The sequence below is a fragment of the Streptomyces sp. NPDC003943 genome (assembly GCF_053605265.1).
The window spans coordinates 1-21,969 of record NZ_JBSGIW010000113.1 but is presented as its reverse complement, the minus strand read 5'-3'; the positions used below and the strand labels follow the sequence as shown (position 1 = coordinate 21,969).

General features: G+C 73.9%; 20 protein-coding genes. 3 read left to right on the top strand and 17 right to left on the bottom strand.

Features of this window, described 5'->3' with window-relative positions; genetic code table 11:
* Window positions 1-197 precede the first annotated feature (197 nt).
* On the bottom strand, window positions 198-1,511 hold the full coding sequence (locus tag ACWEV0_RS32065; RefSeq protein WP_453153222.1) for an FAD-dependent oxidoreductase: 1,314 nt from the start codon (window positions 1,509-1,511) through the stop codon (window positions 198-200).
* A gap of 307 nt (window positions 1,512-1,818) precedes the next feature.
* On the opposite strand from ACWEV0_RS32065, the gene ACWEV0_RS32060 reads away from it, so the two are divergent.
* Window positions 1,819-3,048, top strand: a complete 1,230-nt coding sequence (locus ACWEV0_RS32060; RefSeq protein WP_453153221.1) for a chitosanase — start codon at window positions 1,819-1,821, stop codon at window positions 3,046-3,048.
* A 130-nt stretch (window positions 3,049-3,178) separates the two neighbouring features.
* Here ACWEV0_RS32060 and ACWEV0_RS32055 read toward each other — a convergent pair whose 3' ends face one another.
* From ACWEV0_RS32055 to ACWEV0_RS32030, 6 genes are all read right to left on the bottom strand, one after another.
* Entirely contained in the window at window positions 3,179-5,338 is a 2,160-nt protein-coding gene (locus ACWEV0_RS32055) for a protein kinase domain-containing protein (RefSeq protein ID WP_453153219.1), read from the bottom strand.
* A 113-nt stretch (window positions 5,339-5,451) separates the two neighbouring features.
* Window positions 5,452-5,784: a hypothetical protein gene (locus ACWEV0_RS32050; RefSeq protein ID WP_453153217.1), complete on the bottom strand. Its 333-nt coding sequence runs from the start codon at window positions 5,782-5,784 to the stop codon at window positions 5,452-5,454.
* 9 nt (window positions 5,785-5,793) lie between these two features.
* Window positions 5,794-6,054, bottom strand: a complete 261-nt coding sequence (locus tag ACWEV0_RS32045; protein ID WP_453153216.1) for a DUF6296 family protein — start codon at window positions 6,052-6,054, stop codon at window positions 5,794-5,796.
* 57 nt (window positions 6,055-6,111) lie between these two features.
* A complete protein-coding gene (locus tag ACWEV0_RS32040) occupies window positions 6,112-6,918 on the bottom strand; it encodes an N-formylglutamate amidohydrolase (RefSeq protein WP_453153214.1) in 807 nt (268 codons plus the stop codon).
* 104 nt (window positions 6,919-7,022) lie between these two features.
* Window positions 7,023-8,117, bottom strand: coding sequence for an aldo/keto reductase (locus tag ACWEV0_RS32035; RefSeq protein WP_453153213.1), 1,095 nt, complete (start codon window positions 8,115-8,117; stop codon window positions 7,023-7,025).
* A 4-nt stretch (window positions 8,118-8,121) separates the two neighbouring features.
* The gene (locus ACWEV0_RS32030) at window positions 8,122-10,311 is read right to left on the bottom strand and encodes a hypothetical protein (RefSeq protein WP_453153212.1); all 2,190 of its coding nucleotides are present in this window, start codon (window positions 10,309-10,311) and stop codon (window positions 8,122-8,124) included.
* Between the two features lie 213 nt (window positions 10,312-10,524).
* Here ACWEV0_RS32030 and ACWEV0_RS32025 point away from each other — a divergent pair, with 213 nt between their 5' ends.
* Both ACWEV0_RS32025 and ACWEV0_RS32020 read left to right on the top strand, forming a co-directional pair.
* Window positions 10,525-11,082, top strand: a complete 558-nt coding sequence (locus ACWEV0_RS32025; RefSeq protein ID WP_453153211.1) for an HPP family protein — start codon at window positions 10,525-10,527, stop codon at window positions 11,080-11,082.
* A gap of 40 nt (window positions 11,083-11,122) precedes the next feature.
* Window positions 11,123-11,746: a hypothetical protein gene (locus ACWEV0_RS32020; protein ID WP_453153210.1), complete on the top strand. Its 624-nt coding sequence runs from the start codon at window positions 11,123-11,125 to the stop codon at window positions 11,744-11,746.
* Window positions 11,747-11,754: 8 nt separating this feature from the next.
* Here the strand turns inward: ACWEV0_RS32020 and ACWEV0_RS32015 are convergent, their stop codons facing one another.
* The 10 genes from ACWEV0_RS32015 to ectA all read right to left on the bottom strand — a co-directional run bounded on the left by ACWEV0_RS32015 (window position 11,755) and on the right by ectA (window position 21,380).
* The gene (locus ACWEV0_RS32015; RefSeq protein ID WP_453153209.1) at window positions 11,755-12,453 is read right to left on the bottom strand and encodes a beta-glucanase; all 699 of its coding nucleotides are present in this window, start codon (window positions 12,451-12,453) and stop codon (window positions 11,755-11,757) included.
* 103 nt (window positions 12,454-12,556) lie between these two features.
* The gene (locus ACWEV0_RS32010) at window positions 12,557-14,539 is read right to left on the bottom strand and encodes a CASTOR/POLLUX-related putative ion channel (protein WP_453153208.1); all 1,983 of its coding nucleotides are present in this window, start codon (window positions 14,537-14,539) and stop codon (window positions 12,557-12,559) included.
* Window positions 14,540-14,699: 160 nt separating this feature from the next.
* A complete protein-coding gene (gene ehuA / locus ACWEV0_RS32005) occupies window positions 14,700-15,578 on the bottom strand; it encodes an ectoine/hydroxyectoine ABC transporter ATP-binding protein EhuA (protein ID WP_453153207.1) in 879 nt (292 codons plus the stop codon).
* Window positions 15,568-16,203: an ectoine/hydroxyectoine ABC transporter permease subunit EhuD gene (gene ehuD, locus ACWEV0_RS32000; protein WP_453153205.1), complete on the bottom strand. Its 636-nt coding sequence runs from the start codon at window positions 16,201-16,203 to the stop codon at window positions 15,568-15,570. The genes ehuA and ehuD overlap by 11 nt, the downstream gene beginning before the upstream one ends.
* On the bottom strand, window positions 16,203-17,003 hold the full coding sequence (gene ehuC, locus ACWEV0_RS31995; RefSeq protein ID WP_453153204.1) for an ectoine/hydroxyectoine ABC transporter permease subunit EhuC: 801 nt from the start codon (window positions 17,001-17,003) through the stop codon (window positions 16,203-16,205). Before ehuC ends, ehuD begins: the two co-directional genes overlap by 1 nt.
* Window positions 17,000-17,944, bottom strand: coding sequence for an ectoine/hydroxyectoine ABC transporter substrate-binding protein EhuB (ehuB, locus tag ACWEV0_RS31990; protein WP_453153203.1), 945 nt, complete (start codon window positions 17,942-17,944; stop codon window positions 17,000-17,002). The genes ehuC and ehuB overlap by 4 nt, the downstream gene beginning before the upstream one ends.
* Before the next feature lie 88 nt (window positions 17,945-18,032).
* On the bottom strand, window positions 18,033-18,944 hold the full coding sequence (thpD, locus tag ACWEV0_RS31985; RefSeq protein WP_453153202.1) for an ectoine hydroxylase: 912 nt from the start codon (window positions 18,942-18,944) through the stop codon (window positions 18,033-18,035).
* 54 nt (window positions 18,945-18,998) lie between these two features.
* Window positions 18,999-19,436: an ectoine synthase gene (locus tag ACWEV0_RS31980; RefSeq protein WP_453153201.1), complete on the bottom strand. Its 438-nt coding sequence runs from the start codon at window positions 19,434-19,436 to the stop codon at window positions 18,999-19,001.
* A 16-nt stretch (window positions 19,437-19,452) separates the two neighbouring features.
* Window positions 19,453-20,748 (bottom strand): diaminobutyrate--2-oxoglutarate transaminase, encoded by a 1,296-nt coding sequence (gene ectB, locus ACWEV0_RS31975; RefSeq protein WP_453153223.1) that lies wholly within the window; start codon window positions 20,746-20,748, stop codon window positions 19,453-19,455.
* A gap of 74 nt (window positions 20,749-20,822) precedes the next feature.
* On the bottom strand, window positions 20,823-21,380 hold the full coding sequence (ectA, locus tag ACWEV0_RS31970; protein WP_453153199.1) for a diaminobutyrate acetyltransferase: 558 nt from the start codon (window positions 21,378-21,380) through the stop codon (window positions 20,823-20,825).
* Between the last annotated feature and the right edge of the window lie 589 nt (window positions 21,381-21,969).

Here is a 21,969-nt window from a genome sequence, read left to right as displayed (position 1 = left end):
AGCACGCCGGTGAGGACGAAGGTCTGGCGGTACGGGCTGCCGTTCGGCGTCGCGAAGATGTGCCACACCAGGGGCGTCCGCTCCCGGGCCTGGACGGTCTCGATCGGTATCGGCCGCCTGTCGCCGAGCCGGGCGGCACCTGGGCAGACCGGCCCCGTATCGCGGCCGGTGCCCCGGTCACCTACGGCGACGCGCGCTCACCCCCGGCCGGCTCCGGCGAGCAGGACCCGGGCCGCGCGCAGCAGCAGCGCGGGGCGGGTCAGCGCGCGCGGATGCTCGACCATGTTCAACACGTTGGTGTACGTGGTGTTCACGGCGGCGTCCACGATCGAGGCCTCCGTGATCCGGTCGCCGACCCACCGGATCAGCGGGTAGCCGGGCGGGTAGGGGCCGTCGACGTGCGGCTGGGCCAGGTCGGCGGTGGTCGACAGCTGCCAGGCCGCGTCGACGACGGTAGCCGCGCGCCGGAAGTAGCCCCATGCCGGGTCCTGGGGCGCCGCGCCCGAACGCAGATACGCGGCCAGGGAGTTGGCCTGCAGGGCGGACAGCGTGAGCCCTTGCCCGTACACCGGGTTCACCGCGGCGAGCGCGTCCCCGGCCACCACGAGGCCGCCCGGGAAGCGGCCGAGGCGCAGGTAGTCGCGCCGCAGGCTCTCGGCGACGTGGAACGTCTCCACCGCGCCCGTCATCTCGCACGTGTCGGCGACCGTGCGCAGCGGCTCCACGCAGCGGCGCATCCGGGCCCGGAACTCCTCCGTGTCCCGCCCCGGCCGGTCGCCCGCGTAGCCGGCCAGGACCACCGACCAGCGGTCGCCCTCGACGGCGACGAGCCCGCCGGCTTCCGTCACCGTCGGCCGGTAGCCGCTCGCCGGTCCGGGGCTGCCGTGGACGACGACGGTGCTGCCCAGCTCGTCGCCGCGCCGGAAGGTGCCCGTGGCGTAGCCGAGGTCGATCCGCATCCGGGCGACCGGCGCCCGCTCCCAGCCGTCCTGTTCCAGCCAGTTGCCGAGCCGGCTTGAGCGGCCCGTCGCGTCGACGGCGAACTCGGTGTCGAACACCTCGCCGTCCGCCGTGGTCACCCCGCGGACGCGGCCGCGCTCGATGACGAGCCCGGCGGCCTGCCCGGTCACCAGGCGCACGTTCGCCGCCCCGGCCACCCGGCGGCGTACCGCGGCCTCCAGGAACGGCCGCGTGGCACCCAGCATCCGGGTCCCCGCGGCGGGCGCCTTGAGCCGCCCGTCCATGTAGAACCGCACGTCGTCGCCCTCGCCGAGCAGCGCGCCGCCCGCGAGGAGCTCTTCGGTGATTCCGGGGAACCAGCGTTCCAGCTGACTGCGCCCCATGGCGAGCAGCGCGTGCAACTGGCGCCGCTGCGGGGCCCGCGTCCCCATTCCGTCCGCGCCGATGGTGTCGTCGGCATCGAGGACGACGACCTCCTCGGCGTACTCGCTCAGCACCCGCGCGGCGAACAGCCCCGCGTAGCTGCCGCCCATGACGACGGCGCGTTTCATCCGACCCCCACTGTCGCTTCGATGCCCCGCGAGGACCCTACCGGCCCTGCTCGGCCAATTCCGCTTCGAGCGCGGCGACATGGCGCGCTTCCGCCTCCTCTGCGTGCGGCGTGATCCGACGGTCCTCCAACTCCCTTTGCGGTCCACCCCCTTGCGCCCCTCGGAGGGCTCCCCCTACGCTCACCTCTCGCCGACAGTTAGGAAGCTTTCCTATTAATCGGCTAACCGTTACCCGCGGAACGACAACCCGAGAACGAGACCGCAGAGAGCCAGAACCGAGAACGAGAACCCGAGATCAAGGAGTGACATGCCCCCCACCATCAACGCACTCCGGCGCCACCGCACCGCCGCCCTCGTCGCCGCCGCGGCGACCGGGCTTCTGCTCCCCGGCCTGGCCGGCCTCACGTCCGCCACCGCTGCGGCCGGCAACCTCGCCCAGGGCCGGGCCGTCACCACCTCGTCGACCGAGAGCAGCACGCTGACCGGCGCGAAGGCCGTCGACGGCTCCACCACCACCCGCTGGGCCAGCGCCGAAGGCGTCGACAACCAGTGGATACGGATCGACCTCGGCGCGGGCACCGCCGTCAAGCGGGTCGTGCTCAAGTGGGAGGCGGCCTACGCCGCGGCGTACCGCGTCGAGGTCTCCGACGACGGTTCCACCTGGCGCCGGCTCTACTCGACGAGCACCGGCGACGGCGGCACCGACGACCTCGCCGTCGACGGCAGCGGACGCTACCTGCGCGTCTTCGGCACCCAGCGCGGCACGCCGTACGGCTACTCCCTCTACGAGGTCGAGGCGTACGGCACCGGCTCCACCACCCCGCCACCGACCACCGGCACCAACCTCGACGACCCCCGCAAGAAGGAGATCGCCATGAAACTGGTGTCCTCCTTCGAGAACTCCTCCCTCGACTGGCGCGCCCAGTTCGCCTACATCGAGGACATCAAGGACGGCCGCGGCTACACCGCCGGCATCATCGGCTTCTGCTCCGGCACCGGCGACATGCTGGACCTGGTCGAGCGCTACACCGCCAAGAAGCCGGGCAACCCGCTCGCCCCCTACCTGCCCGCCCTGCGCAAGGTCAACGGCACGGACTCCCACGAGGGCCTCGACCCCGGCTTCCCGGCCGCCTGGCGGCAGGCCGCGCGGGACTCCGTCTTCCAGCAGACACAGGAGGAGGAGCGCGACCGGGTCTACTTCAACCCCGCCGTCTCCCAGGCCAAGTCCGACGGCCTGCGCGCGCTCGGCCAGTTCGCGTACTACGACGCCGCCGTGATGCACGGCGAGGACGGCTTCCGTTCCATCCGCGCGGTCGCCATGTCCCGGGCGACCCCGCCGTCACGCGGCGGCAACGAGAAGACGTACCTCAACGCCTTCCTCGACGCCCGCGAGGAGGAGATGCGCAAGGAGGAGGCCCACAGCGACACCACCCGCGTGAGCACGGCCCAGCGCCGCTTCCTCAACGAGAACAACTACGACCTCAACACACCGCTCTACTGGAGCGTCTACGGGGACCCCTACTCCATCACCAGCTGACGCCGGCCCGGCACGACAGCGGCAGCTAGAGCGACACCAGCGGCGGTACGGGCTTTGCCCCGTCCCGCCGCCGGTGCGTGTGCTGTCGCGTCCCTCTCCGAGGTGATCAACCGGGTGATGCGGCGGGACGTCACCGCCAGGCCGGGTGTCCCTCCGGTACGTCACCGGTCGTGAGCCGCCGCTCGTCCGTGCCGTCCGCCCGGATCGCCCAGATGACCGGCTTCTCGTACGGGCCGCGGACGAAGGACAGCCAGGTGCCGTCCGCCGACCAGTTCGGGTCCATCTCGTGGGCGGCGGTCTCCACCAGCGGCCGGTCGCCGGTGCCGTCGGTGCGGACGAGGTGGATGTCGCCCCTGGTGGTGATCCGCTGGTAGCTGCCGGCGGTGTAGGCGAAGGTCCGGCCGTCGGGGGACCAGACGGGGTCGAGGGCCGGGTGCGGCAGGCTGGTCAGCTGTACGGGTTCGCGGTCCGGCGCGGAGGGATCCACGGTGTAGATCTGCCAGTTGCCCTGCTGGGACGCCTCCAGGCACACCGCGATGCGCTTGCCGTCCGGGGACCACGCCGGATCCTCCACCCGGCCGGTCCCATGCGTGAGCTGCCGGGCCGAGCCGTCGGCCACCGTCACCTCGAACAGCTGCTGTACGCCGTCCACCTTGCGCAGTACGGCGAGTCGGGTGCCGTCCGGCGACCACGACACCCGCCCGCCCGCGATCGCGGCGATCCGCCGGGCATCCGAGCCGTCGGCCCGCGCCGTCCACACCGCCGTCTCCTCGGACGTGCGGCGCGTGAACGCGAACGACTCCCGGTCCGGCGCCCACTGCGGCAGCATGTCGCAGGTGCCGTCCGTGATCAGCCGGCGCGGAGTGTCCGAGCCCGCCGGACGGATCGCGATCACGCCGTGGCAGCGCTGCGGCCAGCCGGGCGCGGTGTCCTGACGGATCAGCAGGGGAGCGGTCGGGAACGGGGCGGGCGTGGCGACCGTCGGACCGCCCCCGGTCTTTGCCCCACCCTTCGCCCCGCCGCCCGGCGTCTCCGACTGCCAGGGCTGCCAGACGAGGAGGCCGGCGACGGCCGCGCACACGACGAGCGCCGCGCCCACGGCCGTACGGCGGCGGCGCGAGCGCCGAGCGGTGGAAGCGGAGCCGGGGATGGCCGGGGCCGTCGGTTCGGCCGTGTGCGAGGCGGTGACGGGTGTCGTCACCGGTACGGGCGTCGGTCCGGTCGTCTCCCGGGAGGGCGTCGGTCCGGTCGTCTCCCGGGAGGGCGTCGGCCCGGGCGTCTGCCGGGAGGCCGTCGGTTCAGCCGGGGGCGACGCGGCGCTCGGCGTCGTCCCCGGCACTGCCGTGGCCGTCGGCACGTGCTCGTCTCTCTCCGTGGGCGCGTCCCCGGCCGGCTCCTCCCGTACGGCCTCGGTCGTCGGGTGCTCCCGGGCCGCCGCCAGCAGCACCGTCGCCTCGTCCGGCAGCCAGCCGCCGTCCGGCCGGTGTCGCACCGTCAGCGCGTCGAGCAGTGCCGAGGGCGTGGGCCGCTGCTCCGGGGCCTTGGCCAGGCACGCGGCGACGAGTCCGCGCAGTGCGACGGGGACGGGGGTGAGTTCTGGCTCCTCGTGGACGACCCGGTAGAGCCAGCTCGCCGACGAGCCGTCGCCGAAGGGCGCGCCGCCCGCCGCCTGGCAGAGCACGACGCCCAGCGCGAACATGTCGACGGCCGGCGTGATCGTGCCGCCGGTGAGCTGCTCGGGTGCGAGATAGCCCGGCGTGCCGACCTGGAAGCCGGTGCGGGTGAGCGCCGTGGTGCCGTCGAGCGCCCGGGCGATGCCGAAGTCGATGACGCGCGGCCCGTCCTCGGCGGCGATGATGTTGGCGGGCTTGAGGTCGCGATGGACCACGCCGGCCCGGTGGATGGACTCCAGCGCCTCCGCGAGGCCGGCGGCGAGGAGGGTGAGACTGTCGGCGGGCAGCGCCCCGACCTGGTCGAGGACGGTCCGCAGCGTGGGCCCGGGAACGTACGCGGTGACCAGCCAGGCCGGCTGCCCGTCCGGGTCCGCGTCGACCACGGGGGCCGTGTGGAAGCCGCCGACCTGCCGGGCCGCCGCCACCTCACGGGCGAAGCGGCGCCGGAACTCGGGGTCAGTGCCCAGCTCGGGCCGTACGACCTTGACCGCCACCGCCCGGCCGGACCGGGAGCGGCCCAGGTACACCACCCCCATGCCGCCCTGGCCGAGCCGTCCGACCAGTTGGTACCGGCCGTCTCCGACCGATGCCGGATCCCCTGCCTCCAGCGGCTTCATTTCGTGCCCCCTTGCCCCGACGTACTGTGCAGGGATCTCCTACCAGCCGCGCGGTGCTCCGGTCGAGCGCCGCGCGGCGGAAGGCGATCGGGAAGGGGGAGGGAGAGCGGGGGTCAGTCCTCCACGGAGTGCTCTTCCCAGGTCTCCTCGTCCGGGTCGTACTCGGTGTGGGCGGACTCCCAGGTGGCCGAGGTCAGCTCGACGCCGGGGACGTCGCCGAGCAGCTCGATCGGGTCGATGAAGTGGGCGAGGGAGCCGGACGGGTCCAGCTCGATCGCCTCGACGGACTGGGTGCGCTCGGCGTCGTCCAGGTACTCGTCGTTCCGCACCTGCTCCAGGGCGGCGGCCTTGAGGGCCTGCTCGTCGGTGATCTCGGCGACGAGCTCGATGGTGACCCGGACGTAGCGCGGGTCGGACTGCTCGGAAGAGGGGTCGATCGTGGTCATCCGGGAAGCTTAGGCGACGTCCGCGCCGGCCGCGCCCGGGGCCTCCGGAAGCCGTCTGGCCACCACTCGCTGCGGGGCGTCCTGGTGGCCGCCCGAGGCGAGGATGCGCACCTCCGCCCGGTCGCTGATCTCGGCGCGGATGATGCCCGTCACATCGGCGTAGACCGGGTGCCCGCCGGGACCCGTGGCCGAGGTCCGCTCGACCACCACGGCGTCCCGGGTCTCGCCCGTCCCACCGGAGAACACCAGCTCGTACCGCAGTGCGCTCATCTGCCCCATTTTACGCGCGGGGGCTCCGGCGCGCGGTGCCTCAGGAAACGCAATGCCTCAGGAAACGGCGTCGACGAGGGCGGCCAGGGCGCAGCCCAGGGCCCGCGCCCCCGGCCCGGCGGGGCCTCCGGGCTCGGTCATGTACAGGTCGCGACGGATCTCCACCATCAGCGCCGTGACCCGCGGGTCCTTCCCGTAGTGCGCCAGCGGCACGTACGTCCCGGCGAACGGGCTGTCCGTCCCCACCCCACCGAAGCCGGCGAACGCCCGCCGCGCCGCAGCGAGCAGCGGAGCCGGCGTGTGGAAGGCGTCCGTGCCCAGGCAGACCGGCGGACGGCGGCCGTCGCCGTGCAGCTCGTACGGGAGCGGCGCCGTCGGGTACGAGTGGACGTCCACGATCACCACGCGCCCCACCGCCGCGAGCCGCTCGTCCACGGCCCGGGTCATGGCCTCGGCGTACGGCGTGAAGTAGCGGCCGACGAGCGGTACGGGGTCGAAGCCGGCCGGCCGCAGCTCGGCGCGGTGCGTGGTCCGCGTGTACACCGCGCCCATCCCGACCGTCAGCATCTCCTCCCGCTCGTCCGGGAACCGCTCGGGGTCGACCACCAGCCGCGACAGCCGGTTGACGAACCGCCAGGGGGCCACGCCAGCCGACGCCGCCGCCACGGCCGCGATCTCCTCCGTGTGCGCGTCGGTGATGTGGTCGAGCTCGCGCTCCAGCTCCGCGTCGCCGAGCACGATGCCCGCGCGCACCTCCGGGGGCACCACCCGGGAGGAGTGCGGGACGTGGAGCAGCACGGGGGAGTCGGGATCCCCGGCGAGCTGGGCGAAGGAGCACGCCTGGGCGTGCTGCGCGTCGTTCATCTTCTGGCGGGCTCCCGTCCCTGGCTCGTTTCCGGTCCTGGCTTCGCCAACGGTCCGGCCGCGTCCCGGGTTCCCGGCCGGGACGCGGCCGCTCCTGCCGTCCGTCACGGCAGGGCCGCGCCGCGCGCCGTGATCCACAGGTGGTACCACTCCTCGTGCCCGAGGTCCGGGGCGGCGACGGCGGCGTCCCGGCAGGCGCGGATGCGCTCGGGACGGCTCGTGCCGATGACCGGGGCGATGCGGGCGGGGTGGCGCTGGAGCCACCACAGCACGATCGTCTCCGGAGTGGTGCCCTTCTCCTTCGCGAGGTCGGCGACGAGCGCCGCCGTGGCGTGCTCGTCCGCCGTCTCCTGACGCCCGGTGTAGCGGCCCTGGGCCAGCGGGGCCCATGCCTGGAGACCGATGCCGTGGGCCATGCAGTGCTCGACCGTGCCGACGGGGAAGCCCACGGCGGCGGCCGCGGCCGTGTTGACGAGGACACCGTCCTCCAGCCAGTCCCGGCGCAGCAGGCTCAGCTCCAGCTGGTTCGCGACGAGGGGCAGCGAGAGGTGGGCCTGCAGCCGGGCGATCTGGGGTGCGTTCATGTTGGAGACGCCGAACCGTCGTACGAGCCCCTGGCGGTGGAGCGACTCCAGGGCCTCGGCGACGTCCGCCGGGTCGGCGAGCGGGTCGGGCCGGTGCAGCAGGAGCACGTCGAGGAAGTCGGTGCGCAGCCGGGTGAGGCTCTCCTCGACCCGGCGCACGATGCCGGCCCCGCGCAGGTCGTAGAGGCCGGGCCGGTCACCGTCGGCGAGCCGGATCCCGCACTTCGACTGGAGGGTGATCCGCTCGCGCAGCCCCGGTGTGCGGGCGAGGACCTCGCCGAAGACGGCCTCCGCCTTGCCGTGCCGGTAGATGTCCGCGTGGTCGAAGGCGGTGATGCCGCTGTCCAGGGCGGCCTCGACCGCCGCCTCGGCGGCGTCGACGTCGGCGGCGGAATAGGGGCTGGGGTCCCAGCTCCCGCCCAGGCCCATGCAGCCGAGCAGGACCCGGCCGCCGCCCGGAGTCGTTCGCGGGGCCGTCTGCGGGGCCGTCTGCGGGGCCGTCTGCGGGGCCGTCCGGGCCGTCCGCGGGGTCGTCCGGTGGGCGCCGCGGGCGTCCTGGGTGTCGGCGGCGTCGTGGGTGTTTTCGGTGTTGTCGGTGTCCGGCGTCGAGGTCACGGGCTCACCCTCCCACAGGACGTGCGCCGGCCCGGCCGGGCAGCCAGGGCGCGAAGATCTCCGGCAGCCGGTCCAGGTCTCCGGCCGTCACCGTGACCAGCCGGATGCCCGACACGCGGGCCAGCTCGGCCTTGCGCCGTGCCTTCTCCGCGTACCGCTCCTGTTCCATGAGGCCGAGCGCCTCGACGTACGTGCCGTCGCCGAGCAGCCAGTCGGCGCGCAGGCCCGTCGTGTTCAGTTCGGGGTGCCGTGGATAGTGCGGCTCCGGCTCGTGCGCCACGCCCCAGTGGTGGAAGAAGTCGTCGACGTGCCGCTCGAACAGCGAACGGCACAGGTGCCCGTCGCTCGCCACGGTGACCGTGCCCATCGACCGGCGCAGCCCGCCGTCGAGCACCCCGGCGAGCCGCAGCCACTCCGTCCAGGTCCGCGTCGGCCGGGCCGGGCGGGCCGTCGTCACCCGGGCGAACGGCCGAGGTATCAGGAACCGGCACAGCATCGCCTCGTCGGCGACCTCCGGATCGGTCACCGACACCCGTCCGAGCTGCGCGAGCGACGGCGGCCCGGAGAACTCGATCTCGACCAGCCGGCGCACGGCGTGGATGACGGCGTCCGTCCACGGCCCGTCCGTCCCGTTGTCGCGGATGACCCCGCGCTGGGCCAGCCGGCAGCAGCCGAAGCAGTACGCGAGCCCCTGACCAGGCGCCCCGGCCTCCAGGGCCGGGGCGCCGCACAGCCGGCACTCCGCCGCCCGCCGCGGCTCCTCGGCCAGGCCGAACATCGCCGTCAGCTCGCGCACGTAGTACGGGTTGTCGGCGCCCGCCGTCGCGGCCGGCCGCGACCCAGGGGTCACCCTTCGGGCGCCCAGCCACGGCCGGTGCCGCTCCGGTATCAGGCCGAGGGCCCGCCCGGTGAGCCGGGCCGTGGAGCGCAGCGGACCGGCCTGTGCCGCGGGCAGCCCGGCCCGGCGGTTGTGCTCGGCCGTGTCCCGGTCCGGCGCACGGCGCACCACGGTCCGCGGGACGCCGCCGTGCCGTCGTACGAGCGCGGTCATCGGCTCCGCGTAGGCGTGGGCGTACACGGTGAGCGTCCCCGTCCCCGGGTCGTACGTGCCCGCCTCCGGCAGATCGCGCAGCGCGACCGCGTCCTCGACCAGGCGCAGTGACCAGACCTCGCCCACCGAGACCGTCGCGTCGGGGAAGCCGTCCGGGAAGGCGTCCGGGAAGCCGCCCGAGGAGTCGGCCGGGGAGCCGTCCGGGAGCGGCGCCCCGGGAAGCCGGACGCCGTGACGGCGCAGCGCGGCCACGGCCTCCGGGCGGGCCCGCTCGTCGAGCAGCGTGAGCGGGCCGTCCGGCAGGTGGAACTCACCCGCCTGGAGCCCCGCGCGGTCGACGACGAGCACCGACGTACGACCGTGGACGGTGCGGCTGATCGCGCGCAGCCCCTCGTAGTCGTGCGGCAGCGCCCGGTACCGCGCCCAGGCCGGCACTCGCTGCTCCGCCTCCGCGTCCCGGGCCGGGAGGTCGTCGGCAGGAGGTCCGGCGACGACCGGAGCCGGCTCATCGGGTGCCGCGCCGGGCAGCGCCGAGGCGTCGAAGGCGTCGACGAGGGCGCGCAGCGTCTCCTGGTCGGGCAGGTTGAGCCGTACGCCTCCGATCCAGTGCCCGGCGGCCAGCTGTTCGGCCCGGGTGAACGGGCGGCGCCGGTCCGGCGCCCGGTCCGCCGCGCGGCCACCGCCCTCGTCCTCGTTCTCGTCTTCGTCCTCGAACTCGTCCTCGCCGATCGGGTCGAGCTCGATCCAGCCATGGCAGCCGACGGGTACCGGCGAAGTCTCGGCGAGGCGGTGGATCTCCGCGCCGTGGAAGTGCAGGAAGCTGTCGTACACGTACCCCAGGTGCCGCTCGTGCGGCGTGCCGCCGACGGCCGGCGGCGCGGTGACCGACAGAGCCCGGGGGTTGTGGGCGTTGTCGGGCCGCGGGGTGAGCCCCACGACGACCGGCACCCTCGCCCCGGACCGGGACCCGGACCCGGACCCGGCTTCGGATCCGCGCTCCTTGAGACGACCGAGGACGAAGGCGCGCAGGGCGGCGAGCGAGTCGTCGAAAACGGCGAACGCCACCGAGACCTTGGGATCGCCCGGTGGGATCACCACCATCCCCAGTTCCGGCACATGACGGATCGCGTCGTCCTTGATCATGTCCGGATTATGGCAGCGGCGTCTGACACCTCGTCCGAGCTGGTGACCGACCCCACTCGTCCGCGGTTCAACGTTTTGTATACAATCAACCGTGGTCGCGCCGCCCCCATCCGGGCGGCGCAGGCGTGGGCGCAAGGGCGGGCCGACTGTCGATCACAGGGTCCGTACGCCTGCCCTCCCGATCCCCTGCCTCCGGAAACACTTCACCTCACCATGAGCACCGACACCGCAGCCCCCGAGACCGCCACGTCCGCCGCCACGGCCGAGACCACGCCCAAGCCCCGGAAGGCCGGCCGCGCCCCGGCCCGCCCGGCGCCGGCGGCCGCCTTCCACAGCGTGAGCGCCGTCACGGTCGTCCTCCTCGGTCTCGTCGCCATCGGCGCGGCCATTCACGAACCGGTCCTCATACCCCCGCTGGCCGCGAGCGCCGCCCTCGTCCACGGCGCCCCGACCGCGCCGCTCTCCCAGCCGCGCAGCGTCGTCATCGGCCACCTCTTGGCCGCCGCCGCGGGCTACGCCACCCTGGCACTGGCCGGCGCCAGTGCCTGGGCCGCGGCCGTCGCCGCCGGCGTCACCCTCGCCCTGACCCACCTCGCCCGCACCCCGCACTCGCCTGCCTGCGCCACGGCCGTGGTCGTCGTCCTCCAGTCGCCCGCCCCGGCCCGCTTCGTCCCGCTGCTCTTCGGCGCCACACTGGTGCTCGTCGTGATGGAGTTCGCCGTCTCCCGCATCCGCCGCGGCGCCCCGAAGTACCCCACTTACTGGTGGTGACGCCCGACCACTGTCAGTGGCGGGCGATAGCGTCCGTGACATGGGATTCACGAGCGCCTGGGGGATCAGCAGCCACCCCGACACGGTCATCGCGCAGCACGCGCCGCTGCTGCTGCCGGCGATGGCGGCCGACCGCACCACGCCCGGCGCGCGGGAGCGCTGGGAGGCGTGGCGGCGGGCCCCGCTTCCGGACCACCGAGCCTGGTACGGGCACCCGACCCGGCGCGACGCGATCGACGCGTTCCGCGCCCTGACCGCTCCCGGCCGTCACGTCGACGAGCTCTGCGAGGGCATCACCGACCCGTACTTCTACGTCGTCGACGACCTCTGGGACGGTCAGGACCTCGACGGCCTCTTCGTCTCGGTGCAGTCCAAGGAGTACGCGGTCTCCTCCCTCTTCCACTCCATAGGCCCGGCCCGCGCCGCCCTCCTGCCCGGCTGGTGCGGCAACTTCCTCCTCACCGCCGCCGAGACCCGCCATGCCCTTCCCGACGTCGAGGCGGCCCTCACCTTCACCCCGGCCGAGCGCGCCGCGGCCGAGGACCAGGACTGGCTCGACTACACCGCCGGCGAGGAGAGCGTCCTCGACGGCCCCCTGCGCGTCTGGCGCGCCGCGGTCCGCAACAACCACGGCGTCTGCGGCGTGGCCCTGCACATCGGTTGACCGGGCCGTCAGGCCGGCCAGCCCGGCCAGCCTCCGCCCGCCGACCGGTACACGCGCAGCTCGCCCACCTCGTACGACATCTCCTCCGCCTCCGGGGGCGGCGCCGGGTGGTAGCGGCCCGCGCACACCGACAGGTTGACGATGAGGTCGGCGCGCCAGCCCCGGCCGACGCCGCGGTTGTCGGTGAAGATCTCGGTGTCGTCGAGCCACCAGGTCACCGAGCGGGCCCCGAACTCCGTGCGCAGCCGGATCCAGGCGCCTGGGCTCACGGTGGGGGAGCGGTGGTAGTGGTAGGTGCCGCGGACGTGGTTGGAGAGTTCGAGGAGGTCCGGGTTGTCGGGGTGGTACTCGAAGACGTCGACCTCGTTCCCGCCGTCCCGCCAGGTCCAGATCGCCGGCCAGGCGCCCATCTCCTCGGGCAGCCGGACCCGCGCCTCCAGTGTGTCGCCGGCGCGCAGTTCGAAGCCTCCGGGGGCGCCCTCGGTCGTCAGGAGCCCCGTGTCCCACTTGCCGTCCCGGCGGCGGGTCGCGCGGAAGACGCCGCCGCGGGTGTAAGCGGGATCAGCCGTCAGGTAGTCGAGTTTGTTGTCACCCGGGTTGACCGGGCCGCCGCCCGGATAGGCCCAGGAGCGGCCCGCGGTCCACTGCTCCCGTGAGTCGAAGTCGGCGGTGAAGACCGGCTCTTCGGCCGGCGGCCACGTCGTCATGGATGCTCCTCACGTCGTCGCCCGCTTGTCATGCGTCCTCCGCGTTCTGCCCGCCTGGCCCGGCCCGATGCGGAAGCCACCACTCCCTGTCGAGAACTCGTCATCAGGGTTCGTCCGCCTCCGGCTCCGCTTCGATCACGATCACCTCGTCGCCGTCACCCCAGCACCGCACCGCTCGCTTCGGCGGGTTGAGGCGTACCTCGGCCGCCGCCGAGCGGTAGCCGATCGCGCACGCGCCCTGCCGGCCCGCCGCCGCCACGACCGTCGCGAACGACGCCTCGGCACCGTCCAGGACGAAGTCGCCCGCCGGCCGCAGCCGTACGGAGGCGCCGCCCGCCGCGAACAGCTCCTCGAACGCGGCCGCGAGGTGGCCGTTCTGGGAGATCTGGGCCATCAGCAGCCCGACGAGCCGCCCGCTCACGACCACGTCCGCGCCGGGGCCGACGGGCGCGATGGCGCGGTTGCGGGCGTCGGCCAGCTCGGCGACCAGCGGGAGCGCGCGGCCGGTCTCGGCCTCGCGGGCCCGCAGGTGGAGGAGCGTGACCAGGGTCCGGTCGTCCGGCTCCTCGGCACCCGGTGTGCGGTCCGGCCCGAGGACGATCACCTGGTCGTAGCGGCCGTCGACGCGGCGGACCGCCGCGTCCGTCAGCGGATCGTCGCGGTGGAACAGCACCGGCACGCCCTCCTCGGGCGCCTCCACCGCGACCACGTCCACGGTCGACCCGGGTGCGCCGCCTCGTACCAGCAGCTCCACCACCCGCGCGGCGCGACGGTTCCAGCCGAGCATCACCACGCGGTACGGGCGGGGTGCACACGGTGGCGCACCGGCCGCGATCACCGTGGCGTCGACCGCCGGCACCTCGCCGCCGAGCGCCCGCGCGCGCCCGTCCTCGGCGACCACGACGAGGCCGTCGCCGGGGCCCAGCTCCGTCTCCGGCGGCGGATTGAGGACGAGCGTGCCGTCGCCCCGTACGATCCCCACCGCGCACGCGTCGGCGCAGCGGGACCGCAGCGTGCCGAACCGGAGTCCGGCGAGCCCTGGTTCGTGGAGGGTGTGCAGCTCGGCGCCCGCGAAGTCGAGCAGGTCCTCCAGGACGAGCGCGAGGCCCGGCCGGTGGACGCACTGGACGAGCAGGCGGGCCGCGATGTCGTCCACGTCGAGGACCGTGGCACCGGGGCCGCCGGCGAGCGCGGCGGCGGCCCGGTAGCGGCCGTCGCGGACCGCCGCGACCACCCGGACCGTACGCCCGTCGCCCAGCGCGGCCCGCAGTGCGAGCAGCGCCTTGACCACCTGCGCGCCACTGTCGGGGCCGTCCGGTGGCAGGACCACCACCGCGCCGGCCGTGGCGGGCCCGACCCGGGCGAGCGCCACCGGATCGGCGGGGCGTCCGCTCCGGCACAGCAGCCGGGTCCGGGTCCTGGCGCGGACCCGGCGGGAGCCGCCCGGCAGGCCGGCGCGCAGCTCCTCCTCCATGTCGGTGGTGTCCCGCTCCGCGAGGACCGCGACGGCGCCGCTCCGGCGCTGCGCATGGGCGGCGACCAGCTCGGCGACGACCGTCGGGGCCTGCTCGGACCAGCCGAGCACGACCGTGTGGCCCTCCTCCACCACGGTGGAGTGGCCGCGCTGAAGCTCCGTCAGCCGGTCGGTGAGCGCGGTCGTGATGATGCCGACGAGCGTGGACACGTACAGCAGGGCCACCAGCGCCAGCAGTAACGAGAGCGCGATCCGCAGCGGCGGTCCGACCTCGCCGCCGAGCCGCAGCGTCTGTCCGACGCTGCGCCACACCGCCGCCGCCTTGCCCCCGAGAGTGACCGGCGCCCGCGTGTCGGTCCACACGAGCAGCGTGCTCGCGGGCGCCACGACCGCCAGGCAGACGAGCGCCAGCCAGCCGACGAGCGCGGTCATTCCTCTCACCACGGCCCGGTCCACCCAGTACCGCAACCGGTCCCGGACGCTCACCCGCCGCACCGCCGACGGCGGCCGCGCCGGATGTCCCCGCCCGGCCTGACGGCCGGGCCCCACCGTCTTCCCCACCGCCACCGGCCGCCATTGCCGCGGCACCGTGATCTCGCGCTCCTTACGCACGTCAGCAGGGTGGCGCCGGTCCGCACGCGAAACGCCGACGTCGGTCCGCATTCATCCTTTCGTGCACAGGAACGGACGGTAGACGTTCGAGTCAGGGCCCGGCTCGGGTTCGGTCCGGGTTCGGTCCGGGTTCGGCCCTGGAGTGTCTCGGGGCGGGCTCTCAGCGCACGGAGCTCAGGAACGCCCGGGTCCGCTCGTGGGCCGGGGCGTCGAGCAGTCGGGCTGCCGGACCCGACTCCACCACCGACCCGCGGTCGAACATCAGGATCCGGTCGGAGACGTCCCGTGCGAAGCCCATCTCGTGCGTCACGCACAGCAGGGTGATGTCCGTGTCCCGCGCGATGTCCCGCAGCACGTCCAGGACCTCCGCCACCAGCTCCGGATCGAGCGCCGAGGTCACCTCGTCGAGCAGCAGGATCTCCGGCCGCATCGCGAGGGCGCGGGCGATCGCCACCCGCTGCTGCTGACCGCCGGACAGCCGGGTCGGCCGGGCGCCGGCCTTGTCGGCGAGGCCGACCAGGCCGAGCAGTTCGCGGGCCCGCTCGTGCGCCTCCTCACGGCTCTCGCCGAGCACGTGCACCGGAGCCTCGACGATGTTCTGCTCCACCGTCATGTGCGGGAACAGGTTGAAGTGCTGGAAGACCATGCCGATCCCGCGCCGCCGCCGGGCGAGATACCGCTCGCTCGCCGGCACCAGCGCCCCGCCTGCCGCGCTGTCCGCGCTGCCGTCCGTTCCGGAGCCCGTCCCGCCGCCCGGCATGTGCGAGTAGGGCTGCCCGGCCACGTGGATGACGCCGTCCGAGACCCGCTCCAGGGTCATGAGCAGCCGCAGGATGGTCGTCTTGCCGGAACCGCTCGGGCCGATCAGCGTCACCCGCTCGCCGCGCCCGACCGCCAGGTCGAGACGGTCGAGCACGACCTGATCGCCGTACCGCTTGGTCACCCGCTCGAACCGCACCGCCTCGGGGGGCGTCCCGGGCGCCGTCCCGGACACCGCCTCCGCAGGCCGGGCCCCGGCTTCCGTCTTCTCAATGGGCAAGGCGTGCCTCCAGTCGTCGTACGAGCACGGACGTCGGCCAGCTCGCGAGCAGGAACACCGCGCCGGCCAGGGTGAAACTCTCCAGATAGGCGAAGTGCGTGCTGCCGAAGGTGTTCGCCTCGTGCACCATCTCGTGCACCGTGATGACGGACAGCAGTGGCGTCTCCTTGAACATCGAGACCGCGTAGTTGCCCAGGGGCGGCAGCACGTTGCGCACCGCCTGCGGCAGCACCACGGCCCGCCACACCCGCCGCCGCGGCAGGGACAGCGCCGTGCACGCCTCCCACTGCCCGCGCGGTACGGAATCGATGCCGGCCCGGTACACCTCGGCCAGGTACGCCGCGTAGTGCACCCCGAGGACCAGGACGCCCAGGACGGGGGCGTCCAGGCCGGGGACGAGCACCCAGGCCGCGAACAGCTGCACGAGCAGCGGCGTCGACCGGACGAACGCGGCCGCGCCGGTCACCGGCAGCGCCACCCAGCGGGGCGCGGCGCGCCCCACGAGCGCGAGCGCGAGCCCGAGCAGCGCCGCCACCGCGAAGCCGAGCACGGTCGCGACGAGCGTGACACCGAAACCCTTCAGGACGACCGGCAGCGCGGCCCAGGCCGCCTCCCCGTCCCACATCACCGGCCACCTCCCGTCCGAAGCCCGCCGAGCCCGCCGAGCCTGCCGGCATCGGCGAGCCTGCCGGCACCGGCGAGCCTGCCGGGACTGCCCGGACCGCCCGGACTGCCGGGACCGCCGAGCCCGCCCGGGCCGTCGAGTCCGCCGAGCCGGGCCCGCGCGGCCCGCTCCAGCGCGTTCATCAGCAGGCTCACCGCTCCGGCCAGGACCCCGTAGACCGCGAGCAGCACCAGATACGCCGCAGCCGTGTCACCCGTCGCCGACCGCAACTGGTCCAGCTCGAAGGTCAGATCGGGCACCGTGACCAGCGAGAGCAGCGGCGTCGCCTTGAGCAGTTGCACCAGCAGGTTCTTGAACGGCGCCACCATCAGCGCGTGCGCCTGCGGCAGCACCACCCGCCGCAGCCGCAGCCACGGCCCCATGCCGAGGGCGACCGCCGCCTCCTGCTGCGCCCGGGGCACGGCCGCGACCGCGCCCCGGACCACCTCGGCCCCGTACGCACCGAAGTTGAGCCCCAGCGCCACCACGCCGCAGGCCAGCGGTTCGAGCCGGAAGCCCAGCATCGGCAGCGCGAAGAACAGCCAGAACAGCTGCACGTACAGCGAGGTGCCCCGGAAGAACTCGACGACCGTGCGGGCCGCGGCGCGCACCGGCAGCCGCCGCGAGCCGGACATCAGCCCCAGCGCGTACGCCAGGACCAGCGCGAGGGCCGCCCCGAGCAGCGTCGCCTCCAGCGTCACGAGCAGCCCCTCGCCGAGCCGCGGCAGCGCCCGCCGGAGAGCCGGCAGGAAGTCGCTCACGCCGGCCCCTTGCCCGCGCACAGGTCCGCGGTGCGCAGCGACCGGGGCGGCGCCTCCTGCTTGGTGAAGCCGTAGCGCCCGATCAGACCCACATAGCGCCCCGGATCACCGGTGATCCTCGCGAGCTCGCGGTCGAACGCGTCCCGCAGCGACCGCGCTCCCGGCCGGAACACCGCTCCGCCCGCGCTCCACTGCTTCACACCGTCCACGACGGGCACGAAGGGGGTGGCCACCTCCACCGCCGCGCCCCGGTTCGTCCGGGCCAGCCAGCGCAGCGAGATCCCGGTGAGCGCGAAGGCGTCGACGCGTCCGGCGAGCAGCGCGTCGAGACCGTCCTGCTGCTTGGCCAGCGTCTTCACCGACCCGTCGGGGACGCCCGCGGCCTTCGCGTACGAAGCCTCCACGGCGGCGGTCAGCACGCCCACCGTCGCCCCCGCCCGCGCGCAGGACGAGAGGTCGGTCAGGCGCTTCGGATTGCCCTTCGGGACCATCAGGGCGGTGGGCGAGACGAATTCGGGCTCGGAGAAGATCACCTTGGCGCACCGCTCGGGCGTGATCGACATGCCCGCGCTCACGACGTCGAACCGGCCGGCCAGCAGCCCGGGTATCAGCGAGCCGAACTCGGTGAGCGTCGGCCGCAGTTCGCGCACCCCGAGCGCACGGAACACCTCCCGGTGCAGCGTCGGCGCCTCGCCGGCGAGGTCGTCGCCGTCCTGGAAGCCGTACGGCGCCTCACCGGCGAAACCGACCCGCACGAAGCCCTGCTCGCGCAGCTTCGCGAGCAGCCCGGCGTCCTCCTTCGGGGCACCCGTGCCCACCTCGGTACGGCTGCAGGCGGTCAGCACTCCGGCGACCCCGCAGGCGGAGGCCAGGGTGAGAAAACCTCGCCGGTCGAGCCGGTCGAGCCGGTCGAGCCGATCGGGGCGCAGGGCACGGGACATGAGGGTCCTTCCGGGAGTGGAGAGATTTCAGGACGGCGGCGACGGGAGCCCCGGTCGGGGCCTCCGGCGGTGAATCCGGCCGGGGAGGTCACCCGGCGGCGGAACCGACCGGTTCGAAGTCGCGCGAGGCGATGAACGACGGCCGCCGCACCGGTGCGGCGAACGGTGCCTCCGGCCGGTTCTCCACGCTGTTGAAGACGAAGAAGACGTTGCTGCGCGGGTACGGGGTGATGTTGTCGCCCGAGCCGTGCAGCGCGTTGCAGTCGAACCAGGTCGCCGAGCCGGCCGGCCCGGTGAACTGGCGGATCCCGCAGGCGTCGGCGAAGGTCGTCAGCGCCTCGTTCGACGGCGTCCCCGCGTCCTGCATCTGCAGCGACCGCTTGTAGTTGTCCTTCGGGGTCTCGCCGGCGCAGCCGAGGAAGGTGCGGTGCGAACCCGGCATGATCATGAGGCTGCCGTTGGTGGCGTGGTTCGGGGTGAGCGCGATCGACACCGACACGGTGCGCATCTGCGGCAGCCCGTCCTCGGCGTGCCAGGTCTCGAAGTCCGAGTGCCAGTAGAAGCCGCTGGCGCCGAAGCCGGGCTTGACGTTGACCCGCGACTGGTGGACGTACACCTCGGAACCCAGGATCTGCCGGGCCCGCCCGGCGACCCGGGGCTCGGCGGCGAGCCGGGCGAAGACCTCGCTGATCCGGTGCACCTCGAAGACCGAGCGGATCTCCCGCGAGGCCGGCTCGACGATCGCCCGCTCGTCCTCGCGCACGGCGGGGTCGGCGACGAGCCGGTCCAGCTCGGCGCGCAGCCCGGCGACCTCGTCGGGTGTGACGAGCTCCTCGACGGTGACGAAGCCGTCGCGGTCGTACGCCTCCAGCTCGCGCGCCCAGAACGGGCCGGGGGTGCCGGGGGCGGACCAGACGACGGGGTCCTTGCGGCCGATCAGCACCTCCTCGGCGCCGCGGGTGGGGTAGAGGTCGATGGGACGGGTGGGGGCGGAGGCCATGGGTGGGACTGCCTTCCTTCCTCGTGCTCGTTCTCGTGGGCTGGGTCGGCTGGGTCAGGGCTTGGGCGAGGGCTCGGATTCGTGCTCGGGCTCGGGCTCCGGCTCGGTGAGCAGCGGGTACACGCCGTTCTCGTCGTGGTCCTCGCGGCCGGTGACCGGCGGGTTGAAGACACACAGGCACCGGAAGTCGCGCCTGACCTTGAGGGTGTGCCGCTCGTGCCCGTCGAGCAGGTACATCGTTCCGGGCACGATGGTGTACGTGAGGCCCGTCTCGTGGTCGGTGAGCTCGGCCTCGCCCTCGACGCAGACGACGGCCTCCACGTGGTTCGCGTACCACATGGACGTCTCGGTCCCGGCGTACAGGACGGTCTCGTGCAGGGAGAAGCCGACCCGCTCCCGGGCCAGGACGATCCGCCTGCTCTCCCAGGTGCCGGAGGCGGCGCGGACGTGTCGCTCGGTGCCGTCGAGCGAGGCGAAGGTACGGACGATCATGCTGTTGCCTTTCGTGTCAGGCGGCGGACCGGCCGGCGGCGGCGTGGCGCACGGCCCGGGCGAGGATGCCGAGCCCCTCGTCGAGTTCGTCGTCGGTGGCGGTGAGCGGCGGCAGCAGTTTCACCACCTCGTCGTGCGGACCCGAGGTCTCCAGGAGCAGCCCGAGCTCGAAGGCCCGCCGGCACACGGCCGCGGCCCGTGCCGGTTCGGCGAACTCCAGGCCCCAGACGAGCCCGCGGCCCCGGACGGAGCGGGCCGTGCGCCCGTCGTCGCCGCACAGGCCGGTGAGGGCGCGCTCGACCCGCTCGGCCCGGCCGAGGGTGCGCTCGCGCAGGGCGCCGTCGCGCCAGTACGCGTCGAGGGCGGCGGTCGCGGTGACGAAGGCCGGGTTGTTGCCGCGGAAGGTGCCGTTGTGCTCGCCCGGCTGCCACAGGTCCAGCTCGGCGCGGAAGAGGCACAGCGCCATGGGCAGTCCGTAGCCGCTGATGGACTTCGACAGGGTGACGATGTCGGGCGTGATGCCCGCCTCCTCGAAGGAGAAGAAGTCACCGGTGCGGCCGCAGCCCATCTGCACGTCGTCGACGATCAGCAGCATCTCGTGCCGCCGGCACAGCTCCGCGAGCCCGCGCAGCCACTCGGCGCGCGCGACGTTGACCCCGCCCTCGCCCTGCACCGTCTCCACGATCACGGCCGCCGGGCGGTCCAGGCCGGACCCGGGGTCGTCGAGCAGCCGCTCGAACCACAGGAAGTCCGGCGTCCGCCCGCCCAGGTAGTGGTCGTACGGCATGCGCGTGGCATGCGGGAGGGACACCCCGGCACCGGCCCGCTTGGCGGCGTTGCCGGTGACGGCGAGCGAGCCGAGCGACATGCCGTGGAAGGCGTTGGTGAAGGAGACCACCGTCTCCCGGCCGGTGACCTTGCGGGCGAGCTTGAGCGCCGCCTCGACGGCGTTGGTGCCGGTGGGGCCCGGGAACATCACCTTGTAGGGCAGGGCGCGGGGCTCCAGGACGGTGCTGCGGAAGGTCTCCAGGAAGTCGCGTTTGGCGGTCGTCGACATGTCGAGGCCGTGCGTCACGCCGTCGGAGGCGAGGTAGTCGAGCAGCGCCCGCTTCAGTACGGGGTTGTTGTGGCCGTAGTTGAGCGATCCGGCGCCGGCGAAGAAGTCGAGGAAGGGCCGCCCGTGCTCGTCGTACAGCCGGCTCCCGCTCGCCCGCTCGAACACCACGGGCCAGGATCGGCAGTAGCTGCGCACCTCCGACTCGACGGTCTCGAAGACGGACGGGGCGAGGGTGGTGAAGGGGGTGGTGAGGATGGTCACGCGTGCTCCGCAAGGGTGGTGGTACGTGGCGGGTGGGTGGTTCGGAGGGCCGGGGGTCCGGGCGGCTGTCAGGGCGTCAGGGGCCCGATGCTGTACAGCACTTCGGGCTCGTGCGACGCGGGAGCGGTCTCGTGCGGCTCGTCGGCACCGGCCGGCCCGGGGAACACGGCCGACGGGAAGAGGACTTCCCGCGCCACCCCGGCGCCGTGCCGGCGCGCGAACGAACGGAACATCCGGTCGGAGGCCACGTTCCCCGGTGTGACCGTCGCCTCGATCCGGACGAGCCCGTGCTCGGCCGCCACGCGGGCGGACAGAGCGTCGAGCAGTGCTCCGGCTACCCCGGTTCCGCGATACGAACCCTCGACGGCGACCTGCCAGACGAAGAGCGTCCCCGGCGCCTCGGGCCGCAGGTAGCCGGTGACGAACCCGACCGCGCGCCCGGTCGCGTCGCGGGCGACGGCGGTGGTCCCGGCGAAGTCCCGGCACCACAGCAGGTAGCTGTAGGGCGAGTTGACGTCCAGTCCTCCCGCCTCGCGGGCGATCCGCCAGAGGTCGGCGCCGTCCGTGATCTCGGCCCGGCCGATGTCCAGGCCGGTGGTCGAAGTGGTGGCGTGTGCTGTGGTCATGGGCGCCGAAGCTACCGAGCACGTCGGTGAACTTCCTCGCGATGGGGGGTTGCGGCGGGGCGGTGGGGGGTGATAGCCGCGCGAGCCGTCCGGCGTACGGAAAAGGCAGCGGAGGGGCTCGAAAAAAGCCAGCAAACGGGTACGAAATGACCGTTTGTAACGGCTGGATAACGGCTCCGCCCGGCGTGAACGCCCTTGTTAGGGACCTGCGAAAGGCGTGCGTTTCCGGTTTGGAGCGGGCGGTCCGGGGTGAGACGTAGGGGTTCCGGACGCGACCAGGGCCGGCCCCGTGGGCGCCGCGACGGCGGCGCCGGTGATGGGGCGGGTCGCCGTGGCGCAGGCCGACGACGTCGCCCGCGTCGTGGAGAACGAGGTGGCCATTCCGGTCGCCTCCGGCGGCTACCCCGGCGGGGGCCGCGGCCGGCGCCGAGTGCCCGTCCGGCGAGACCCGGACCGGCGGTGGTGCCACCGTGAACGCGGCGGCTCGCACGTCGGGCGGTGGGGGCCCACGCGTATGTGGCGGTAAGAAGACCGCAAAGGCGGAAGACGGTTCGGTACTCACTCACCGCGTGCCAGCGTCTCCCTCATG

Bases quoted from the DNA above. Each gene is read 5' to 3' on its own strand.
- ACWEV0_RS32065 (WP_453153222.1), bottom strand. From the start codon at position 1,511: ATGAAACGCGCCGTCGTCATGGGCGGCAGCTACGCGGGGCTGTTCGCC.
- ACWEV0_RS32060 (WP_453153221.1), top strand. From the start codon at position 1,819: ATGCCCCCCACCATCAACGCACTCCGGCGCCACCGCACCGCCGCCCTC.
- ACWEV0_RS32055 (WP_453153219.1), bottom strand. From the start codon at position 5,338: ATGAAGCCGCTGGAGGCAGGGGATCCGGCATCGGTCGGAGACGGCCGG.
- ACWEV0_RS32050 (WP_453153217.1), bottom strand. From the start codon at position 5,784: ATGACCACGATCGACCCCTCTTCCGAGCAGTCCGACCCGCGCTACGTC.
- ACWEV0_RS32045 (WP_453153216.1), bottom strand. From the start codon at position 6,054: ATGAGCGCACTGCGGTACGAGCTGGTGTTCTCCGGTGGGACGGGCGAG.
- ACWEV0_RS32040 (WP_453153214.1), bottom strand. From the start codon at position 6,918: ATGAACGACGCGCAGCACGCCCAGGCGTGCTCCTTCGCCCAGCTCGCC.
- ACWEV0_RS32030 (WP_453153212.1), bottom strand. From the start codon at position 10,311: ATGATCAAGGACGACGCGATCCGTCATGTGCCGGAACTGGGGATGGTG.
- ACWEV0_RS32025 (WP_453153211.1), top strand. From the start codon at position 10,525: ATGAGCACCGACACCGCAGCCCCCGAGACCGCCACGTCCGCCGCCACG.
- ACWEV0_RS32020 (WP_453153210.1), top strand. From the start codon at position 11,123: ATGGGATTCACGAGCGCCTGGGGGATCAGCAGCCACCCCGACACGGTC.
- ACWEV0_RS32015 (WP_453153209.1), bottom strand. From the start codon at position 12,453: ATGACGACGTGGCCGCCGGCCGAAGAGCCGGTCTTCACCGCCGACTTC.
- ehuD (WP_453153205.1), bottom strand. From the start codon at position 16,203: ATGTGGGACGGGGAGGCGGCCTGGGCCGCGCTGCCGGTCGTCCTGAAG.
- ehuB (WP_453153203.1), bottom strand. From the start codon at position 17,944: ATGTCCCGTGCCCTGCGCCCCGATCGGCTCGACCGGCTCGACCGGCTC.
- thpD (WP_453153202.1), bottom strand. From the start codon at position 18,944: ATGGCCTCCGCCCCCACCCGTCCCATCGACCTCTACCCCACCCGCGGC.
- ACWEV0_RS31980 (WP_453153201.1), bottom strand. From the start codon at position 19,436: ATGATCGTCCGTACCTTCGCCTCGCTCGACGGCACCGAGCGACACGTC.
- ectA (WP_453153199.1), bottom strand. From the start codon at position 21,380: ATGACCACAGCACACGCCACCACTTCGACCACCGGCCTGGACATCGGC.